At 59.4% G+C, this 9,184-nt stretch carries 5 protein-coding genes and 3 pseudogenes; 5 read left to right on the top strand and 3 right to left on the bottom strand.

What is annotated here, in order from left to right; all coding sequences use genetic code 11:
- Positions 1 to 190 precede the first annotated feature (190 nt).
- Positions 191 to 658: a LysR substrate-binding domain-containing protein gene (locus tag N1078_RS18880; RefSeq protein ID WP_337993331.1), complete on the bottom strand. Its 468-nt coding sequence runs from the start codon at positions 656 to 658 to the stop codon at positions 191 to 193.
- An 89-nt stretch (positions 659 to 747) separates the two neighbouring features.
- On the opposite strand from N1078_RS18880, the gene N1078_RS18885 reads away from it, so the two are divergent.
- From N1078_RS18885 to N1078_RS18905, 5 genes and pseudogenes are all read left to right on the top strand, one after another.
- A complete protein-coding gene (locus N1078_RS18885) occupies positions 748 to 3,069 on the top strand; it encodes a heavy metal translocating P-type ATPase (protein ID WP_170050459.1) in 2,322 nt (773 codons plus the stop codon).
- A 73-nt stretch (positions 3,070 to 3,142) separates the two neighbouring features.
- Positions 3,143 to 3,415, top strand: coding sequence for a heavy-metal-associated domain-containing protein (locus N1078_RS18890; RefSeq protein ID WP_083729378.1), 273 nt, complete (start codon positions 3,143 to 3,145; stop codon positions 3,413 to 3,415).
- A gap of 25 nt (positions 3,416 to 3,440) precedes the next feature.
- Positions 3,441 to 3,899 (top strand): DUF411 domain-containing protein, encoded by a 459-nt coding sequence (locus N1078_RS18895; RefSeq protein WP_096827186.1) that lies wholly within the window; start codon positions 3,441 to 3,443, stop codon positions 3,897 to 3,899.
- Positions 3,900 to 4,051: 152 nt separating this feature from the next.
- Entirely contained in the window at positions 4,052 to 5,818 is a 1,767-nt protein-coding gene (locus tag N1078_RS18900; protein ID WP_177432944.1) for a protein-disulfide reductase DsbD, read from the top strand.
- Positions 5,819 to 5,991: 173 nt separating this feature from the next.
- Positions 5,992 to 6,374, top strand: a pseudogene (locus N1078_RS18905) (transposase); the annotation flags it as partial.
- On the opposite strand, the pseudogene N1078_RS18910 reads toward N1078_RS18905, so the two are convergent.
- A pseudogene (locus N1078_RS18910) lies at positions 6,373 to 6,695 on the bottom strand (transposase); the annotation flags it as partial. The pseudogenes N1078_RS18905 and N1078_RS18910 sit on opposite strands and share 2 nt — an antisense overlap.
- A gap of 288 nt (positions 6,696 to 6,983) precedes the next feature.
- Positions 6,984 to 8,419 (bottom strand): annotated as a pseudogene (locus N1078_RS18915) (IS1182 family transposase).
- Positions 8,420 to 9,184 lie beyond the last annotated feature (765 nt).

The raw sequence follows: 9,184 nt of genomic DNA on the forward strand, positions 1-9,184 counted from the left end.
CGAATCGTGTTGCGCGCCAACCCGGTGCGCTTGGCTATCTCATGCAGCGACAGCTTGTCGCGGAAATACATCCGGCGGATTTTGCCCATCATTTCCATACTGATCACCCTGTGTTCTCCTGCTCAAAAATTGAGCAGAAGCAGTTGAACACCTGGGTCAGTTTTCAGTCGGCAGAACAGCCTCTACTGGGTCAGTTTTCGGTCAGCGGCAACAGCTTGGAGCTTTCCGATTCGAGCGTGGCCGCCCAGATGTCGGCAAACAAGCCATCGCGTGTGATCGGCTTTGCCGTCACGTATTGCCGCTGGAGATAGTGCTGCACGGCCCATCTCGGCAGCACGGCGATACCTCGCCGCGTGGCAACAAGCATGAGGATGGCGACCGTAAGTTCGGTTGTTCGTCGAGCGGGTGTGATGCCCGCCGGCTTGAGCAGCAACTGGACGATATCCAGCATGTCCTCTTCGACGGGGTAAGTGATCAACGTTTCGTCATTGAAGTCTTGCGCCTCCAGGTAGCTCTTCTGGGCAAGCGGATGATCGTTTGCCACCAGCGCAACCAGCCGCGACCGGAACAGGTGGTGGAAATCCACACCGGCTTCAGGTTCGCGGCAGGAGATCATCGCGAGGTCCGCGTCCCCCCGATGCCACAGGCTTACAGAAATGTAATGCTTGGGTCAGGCCAATGTCAGCCGTTCGCGGGTACTCTATATAAAATATCTCCGAGTGCGCGCAGGGTTTAACAGGAGCGGTAATGTCTCAGGCCAATCAGCCACACCCCACACTTCAGACCCCATCGGATCGTGACCCTGTTTGTGGCATGACGGTCAAAGCCGACAGCCCGCATCAGACCAGCCACGCCGGCCAACAACTGCTTTTCTGCAGCCAGCGCTGTCTGGAAAAATTCACTGCCGAGCCAAGCAGATATCTGGATGCCGGGCATGCTCATGGCGAGACGCCGACCGTCGATCACGGCGCCGAATACACCTGCCCGATGCACCCCGAAATACTGCAGATCGGCCCAGGCACGTGCCCCAAATGCGGCATGGCCCTGGAGCCGGTCATGCCCGAACTGGAAGAAGAGGACAACCCGGAGCTCAGGGACTTTTCTCGACGCTTCTGGTGGACGTTGCCGTTCACCGTGATTGTCACCGTGCTGGCCATGGGCGGGCATGCCCTCAGTCCGTTCCACGGCGCCACGCAGAACTGGGTCGAACTGGCACTGGCCACCCCTGTGGCGCTCTGGGCTGGCTGGCCCTTCTACGTGCGCTGCGTGCAATCGTTCATCAACCGTAGCCCGAACATGTGGACGCTGATCGGCCTCGGAACCTCCGCCGCCTACCTGTACAGCCTGATCGCCACCCTGGCGCCCGGCGTATTCCCCGACCACTTCATGCAGGGTGAACGCATCGGCGTGTACTTCGAGGCGGCAGCGGTGATCATCTCGCTGACCCTGCTCGGCCAAATCCTGGAACTCAAGGCGCGCTCGCAGACCTCGGCGGCGATCAGGTCGCTGCTCGGCCTGGCGCCCAAGACCGCGCGACGGATCAATGCCGATGGCAGCGAAGAGGACATTCCCCTCACCCATGTGCACAGCGGCGACAAGCTTCGGGTGCGCCCAGGCGAAAAAGTGCCGGTTGATGGCTTGGTGGTGGAAGGCGAAAGCGCGGTGGACGAGTCGATGTTGACCGGCGAGCCGGTGCCGATCATGAAACGCGCCGGTGACAGCCTAATCGGCGCTACCCTCAACAGCCACGGCAGCCTGGTGATGCAGGCACAAAAGGTCGGCAGCTCGACCATGCTTGCGCAGATCGTCCAGATGGTGGCCCAGGCGCAGCGCTCCAAGGCGCCAATGCAGCGGCTGGCCGACGTCATTGCCGGGCGTTTCGTGCTGGCGGTCATCGCCATTGCTATCCTGACCTTCGTGGTATGGGGCCTGTGGGGTCCGGAGCCGAGCTGGGTGTTCGGTCTGATCAACGCAGTCGCGGTACTGATCATTGCCTGCCCCTGCGCCCTGGGCCTGGCCACGCCGATGTCGGTGATGGTCGCCACCGGCAAGGCGGCCGGCAGCGGCGTGCTGTTCCGCGATGCTGCCGCGATAGAAAACCTGCGCAAGATCGACACGCTGATCGTCGATAAGACCGGCACGCTCACTGAGGGCCGCCCTGCTTTCCACAGCGTCGAGGCGGCGCCCGGCTTCACGCGGGACGAGGTACTGCGACTGGCCGCCAGCCTGGATCAGGGCAGCGAACATCCCCTGGCCCACGCCATCGTCGATCATGCCCGTGCCCAGGGCCTGGCGCTGAGCACGCCTGAAACCTTCGAATCGGCCTCCGGCATCGGCGTGCGTGGCAAGGTTGACGGCCGCGACTTGCAGTTGGGCAACACCGCGCTGATGAATGATGCCGGCGTGGATGCCAGCCCACTCAAGGCGCATGCCGAACAACTGCGCGGCGAAGGCGTGAGCATCATGTTCCTGGCGGTGGACAACGTGCTGGCCGGTCTGCTGGCGGTTGCCGACCCGATCAAGCCGACCTCAAAACTGGCGATCCAGCGCCTGCAGGCAGACGGCATACGGGTGATCATGGCCACCGGCGATGGCCTGACGACTGCCCGAGCAGTAGCCCGCGAACTGGGTATCGAGGAGGTGCACGGCGAGGTCAAGCCGCAGGATAAGGAACGCCTGACCGCCTCGCTACAACAGCAAGGACACCGCGTGGCCATGGCCGGCGACGGCATCAACGACGCCCCGGCCCTGGCGCGCGCCGATATCGGCATTGCTATGGGCACCGGCACCGACGTGGCGATGAACAGCGCCCAGGTCACGCTGGTCAAGGGCGACCTGCTCGGCATCCTGCGCGCGCGCAGCCTGTCGGTGGCCACCGTGCGCAACATGCACCAGAACCTGACCTTCGCCTTTCTTTACAACGCCCTGGGGGTCCCTCTGGCAGCCGGCCTGCTCTACCCGCTGACTGGCCTCCTGCTGTCACCAATAATCGCAGCGCTGGCGATGAGCATGAGTTCCGCTTCGGTGGTGTTCAACGCCTTGAGACTGCGCAAAGTATCAATCGATTGAGGTTCTTGACCTTGCCACCTTGGCAAGGTTGAGAATTGCCTCAACCCCAACAGCAACCTCGCAAGGAGATGCCATGAGCACCGTTGAATTGAACGTCAAAGGCATGAGCTGCGGCTCATGCGTCCTGCATGTCACCGAGGCGCTCAACGCAGTTGAAGGCGTCACCGAGGTTGATGTCGACCTGCAAGCGGCCCGTGTGCGGGTCAGCGGAGAGTGCGACAGCGATGTGCTTGTCGCCGCTCTGGGTGATGCTGGATACCCCGCTCAACTGAGCAGTCCGGCGGCCTCATCGAGCACTGCGAAGAAAACCGGATGCAGTGGCAGCAGCGGCTGCTGTTGCAAATGAGCAAACCATTGAAAACAGGTTTTTTATGTCCAGAAGACTGACTACCGCGGCGCTCGCCGCTCTGCTGCTAAGTGGCGCCGCCCAGGCCGCGCAACCCCTGATCATTGATGTGCACCGCGACGCCAACTGTGGATGCTGCAAGGACTGGATTACCTACCTGGAGAACAACGGCTTCGAAGTCCGCGACCACGTCGAACGCAACATGAACACAGTCAAGCAAGACCTCGGCGTGAAACCGCGTCTGGCTTCCTGCCATACAGGCGTGATCGATGGAAAGTTCGTTGAAGGTCACGTGCCCGTGGCGCAGATCCTGGAGCTTCGCAAGCGCCCTGACCTGCTGGGCATCGCCGTGCCAGGCATGCCGGCTGGCTCACCAGGCATGGAGTATGGCGACGTCAAACACCCGTACCAGGTGATCGGAATAACCCGCACTGGCCGAGAAAAGGTCATTGCCAATTATCCGCTGGAACAAGCCGCGCATTAATAGCGACTCGCCGGGCGGGCTGGTACTGGCTGGCATCCTGCGATGCACTGAATCGCAGCGGAGGCCATCCCCCCAGCCCGCACTTCAAAAATCCCGGCTCCGTTAACAAGCTGAAATAGACCTCCTTTTCGTTATTAGCCCGCGAGATGGTCATGTCCCGCCTCCTGCCGTATCTGCTGCTGCTACTGCTTGCCTTGCCAGCCAACGCCGAGATATTTGATTCTTCGCGTCCTCAGTCGGCTCTGTTCGGCACTCCGCTGAACAACAGCCAGGATTTCCTTCCGGTAGACAAAGCCTTCCGCCTCGACCTGTTGGAAACCGGTAAGGACAGCGTCCGCCTGCGCTTCATAAATGCCGAGGGTTATTACCTCTATAAACATCGCTTCGCATTCACCAGCGACCACCCGCAAGTGTCAATTGGCACCCCGCAATGGCCCGCGGCCGAACCGAAAACCGATGAATTTTTTGGCGATGTCGAGGTGTTCTACGGCGTTACCGACTTGCTGCTACCCGTTAATAACCCTCAGAACACACCGTTCACCTTACAGGTGAGCTATCAGGGCTGCGCTGATCTGGGGCTGTGCTATCCGCCAGAGATTCGCAGCTTCGAGGTAGGTGACCCCCCCCTCATTGCAGCCCTGCAACAAGGGGTCGCCATTGACTGGCGTAGTCTGGCGCTGTTCTTCCTGGCGGGCTTGGGCCTGACTTTCACACCCTGCGTGCTACCGATGCTGCCAATTCTGTCTGGCGTGGTATTACGCGGACAACTCGGCGGAACGCGTGGATTACGCCTATCGCTTGCCTACGTACTCCCCATGGCTGCCAGCTTCGCCCTGCTTGGTGCGCTAATGGGCATGTTCGGCGCTGGCCTCAACCTACAAGCGCGCCTGCAGTCACCGTGGCTGTTGGTGCCCTTTGCGATGTTCTTCACTGTTTTCGCTCTGGCCATGTTCGGCGTATTCGAGTTGCGCATGCCGCGCTTTATCACCGAACGACTAGATCTCCTAGCCGGCCAGGCCCGCGGGGGTTCAATGTTGGGCGCCGCCACGCTCGGCGTACTGTCGAGCCTGCTGGTTTCGCCCTGTGTGACTGCCCCTCTGGTCGGCGCACTGCTCTACATAAGCACCACCGGCGACGCACTGGGTGGCGGCCTTAAGCTGTTTGCCCTCGGGTTGGGCATGGGCGCGCCGTTGGTATTGTTCGCCATCGGCGGCGGAGCATTGCTACCCAAGTCTGGCACCTGGATGGTCGGTGTGCGCAAAGCTTTCGGCGTGATGCTGCTGGCTGTCTCTGTATGGCTGCTAGAACGCGTGCTACCCGCTCCAGTGACTTTGGCCTTGTGGGGCCTTTTGGCAGTTGGCAGCGCGATTTGGCTCGGTGCCTTGGAGTTCACCCTCAAGTCCGGCCGGCAAAGGCTCGCCCAACTACTCGGTGTGGCACTACTGGTCTACGGTGTCAGCGCCTGGCTCGGCGCTTTGCAAGGTCAATCCGATCCGCTGCGACCGCTGGGTCAGCTGGACGCCAAAGCCGTACTTCCGAGCGGCGCTAACGCCGGCTGGCAGACCGTGGATACACCAGCTGCTCTGGATGCCGCTCTGCTGTCAGCAAAAAATGCCGACCAACCACTGCTATTGGATTGGTACGCCGACTGGTGCATCAGTTGCAAAGTAATTGAACGAGAAGTGCTGGCAGCACCCGCCGTGCGTGAGCAACTGACCGGTTACCGACTGGTGCGCTTCGACATAACTCGTAGCGATGCCGAGCAACGCGCCCTGCTCGACCGCTACCAGCTGTTCGGCCCACCGGCACTGCAGTTATTCGCTCCCAATGGCGAAGAATGGCAAGATCTCCGTACTGTTGGCGAAACCGACGCTGAGAGTTTCGTCAAACGCCTGCACCAAGCCAACGGCCGAATCTAGATTAGCCCCTCCACTTCTGGAGGGGCGTGTTCTACCCCTGGCTGGCCAGCAGGCTAACGGAAATGCAATCGCCGCTACAGCCTACTGTCATCAGAGCAGCCGGCGGTGTGTAGTGGTCTACTGATTCCGGACACCCATTTAGGGCGAGAATGCTCGCCATAGAGAGGTGTCTGATGACCAAGCAACGTCGTTCCTTTACGCCCGAGTTCAAACGAGAGGCCGCCTGCCTGGTGCTCGATCAGGGCTACAGCCATATCGAAGCAGCTCGTTCACTGGGAGTGGTTGAGTCGGCCCTGCGCCGATGGGTAAAACAGCTTCAAGAGGAGCGCGTGGGCGTTACCCCGAAGAGCAAAGCACTGACGCCCGAACAGCAGAAAATCCAGGAGCTGGAAGCCAGGATCGACCGACTGGAACGGGAGAAAGCGATCCTAAAAAAGGCTACCGCTCTCTTGATGTCGGACGAGTTCAATCGTACGCGCTGATAGACCAGTTAAGTGAGCGGGAGTCGGTGGAAGTGGTCTGTTCAGCCTTCGGCGTGGTGCGGTCTTGCTACTACGCCGGAAGTTGAGGATGGTGGTTTCATCGGGAATACGCTCCAAGCTCAGCCCCGCGAACTGGCGCAGGATGGTGGTCTCGTACAGCGCCTCTTCCATCGCTGGATCGCTGTAACCGAACCAGCTTTGCATCAGGTGCACGCGCAGCATCGCCATCAGCGGATAGGCCGGACGACCGCCTTCACCCTGGGATAATGCGGCTCGATCAAGGCAATCAAACCCTTCCACGGCACCACCCGATCCATCTCGATCAGGAACAACTCTTTGCGGGTTTGTTTGCGCTTACCGGCGTACTCGGCGTCAGCGAAGGTCATCTGCTTCATGGGGAAACTCAGCGGGTGGAATCCGGGTATTTTGCCAAAATCTGGAAGTCTTCTTCAGAGTTTCCCTAAAGGGCCGCTATTGGCCGACTCCGGTCTATCGAGACAGGCTGAAATCGGCCCAGACTGTGTAAAAACGCAGTAAGCGATGGCAATCAACTGCCGGGGGATTTTCTCGGTGTCCAGGAGGCCCTCGAAGGCCCAATCAGGCGCAATTGGTGATTCTGGTTGCGATGGTACTTTCGGCTTCGGCGCGCGTGCTGGAGGGCGGCAAAAGTCGTAAAACAGGCCTCAGGCCTTCATCGCTGCCATCACGGCACCACTGCCCAGCAAGTTCAACACGCGTTTGAGATTGTAGGCGAGCACATGCAGGCTCATCTCGGTGCTCACCCGGTCGAGCGTTCTGGTGAGGAAATGGGTGGCACCCATCCAGGATTTCAGCGTGCCGAACGGGTGCTCGACCGTTTGGCGACGGATCCGCATCATCTCGGGTACTTGATCGAGGCGACTCTGCATCGCCTCGAGCACGGCCTCATGCTCCCAACGGCTCACCCGGCGCTGTGGGCTCGGCGTACAGTGCTCTTTCAACGCACAACCCTGGCAGTACGAACTCCAGTAGCGGTGTAACTTCAGTCCTTTCTCGACGCTTGAGTACCGCCAGATCAGGCTTTCCCCGGCCGGGCATCGGTACTCGTTCTTGGCTGCGTCATAGATGAAATCACCTTTGCCGAAGCGGCCAGCCGCTGTCGCTCCCGAGGTCAGCGTCTTGGGCACGAAAACGGTAATGCCAGCCTCATGGCACGCCAGGACTTCTTCGCCTTTGAAATACCCTCTGTCTGCGACCGCCGAGAGCTTCTCTACACCCATGGCCTCTCGCGCCTGTTTGTCCATGGCGCTCAGTTGGTCTCGATCGACTCCGTCGTTCGTGACCTCATGCGTCACGATCAGGTGGTGCTTCGCGTCGACCGCCGCCTGCACGTTGTAGCCGACCATGCCGCTGCCCCGGGTCTTCATCGAACGGACATCGGGATCGGTCAGGGATATCTGTTTATCCGGTGTTTCGTTGAGCTGAACCTCGATTTCCTTGAGCTCCTGCAGCTTAGTTTTCAAGGTCGCGATTTTGTCGTGGAGGCGCTCGGCTTTGATCTGCGCCACGGCAGGTTCCTGGCGATCATCGGTATCCAGTGCGCTCAGGTAGCGATTGATGCTGGACTCGATCTCCTCCATTCGCCGCTGAAGCTTGGCGCTGGTGAAATTGCGGTCGCGGTTATTGACCGCCTTGAACTTGCTGCCATCGATAGCCACCAGCGCTTCAGAGAACAGGCCAAGCTGCTGGCACAGCACCACGAACTGCCGACAGGCACCGCGGATTGCCTTGCCGTTATCCTTGCGGAAGTTGGCGATGGTTTTAAAGTCCGGCATTAAACGTCCGGTCAGCCACATCAACTCAACGTTGCGCTGAGCCTCGCGTTCGAGACGTCGACTGGACTGGACTGGATGCGGTTAAGGTAACCGTAGATGTAGATCTTCAGCAGGTCGGCAGGATGGTAGGCGGGCCGACCTGTTTCAGCCGGGACGACACCCTCGAAACCCAGTTGGCCAAGGTCGAGCTCATCGACGAAAACATCGACCACTCGCACCGGGTTGGTGTCCGCCACGGAGTCATCCAGGCTCTCGGGAAGCAGCGCGCTTTGGCCACGATGCTCTCCCTGGATAAAACGCTTCATCGGCATCCCCCGCTGATTTGAATCCATCAAATCACAGCAAGGCCGATGCCAACGTTTTTACACAGCCTGGGCCGACTCCGGTCTGTCACCACAGTCAGCACTTGACCTAAGGATGGTATGAAATAGTCATGCATTTTTGCTGACTTCAGCTCCTGATTAGCCCCCAAACCAGATTCAGCGAGGCCGCCATGCTCAGTAGCCCACCGAGTGAATTATTGACCTGACCCATAACAGGGGCAGATAGAGCGCATTTTGCGCTCTCTCAAGATGAATTATGGAGTGGCGACAGAAGTTGCTAACCTTTTTACACGGAGAGACCCTCCTGCCAAACCTCATACCTGAAAATAGCGAACTTCCCGATACTGATAGTATCCACCGGCAACCTTGACGCTCCGTCAAACCGCTAGAGAGCCTCAGCGTGTATGGCACCGTGTATGGCGACTTTTATTTAATCGTATAAGGGTATGATTTTTAACAAATATTCGATTCCCATCGTCCGCTCCAAATCGCAGTAAAAAAGCCCCGAAACCTCAAGGTTTCGGGGCTTTTTGCTTTCTGGCTCCAGCCCAAGCCGGCGCTGCCGAAAGGCTGCCGACTCAGGCCGATACAATCATGATCCACGTGATCGCTTGAACGCTTGAACGCTTAGCACCCGCTGCGCGACCTACAGAGTGGCCAGGGCAGTAAAGGAAATTCTGAAGAAGACTTCCTGATTTTGGCAAAATACCCGGATTCCACCCGCTGAGTTTTCCGATGAAGCAGATG

The organism is Pseudomonas sp. MIL19 (assembly GCF_028680365.1).
Lineage (GTDB): Bacteria > Pseudomonadota > Gammaproteobacteria > Pseudomonadales > Pseudomonadaceae > Aquipseudomonas > Aquipseudomonas spirodelae.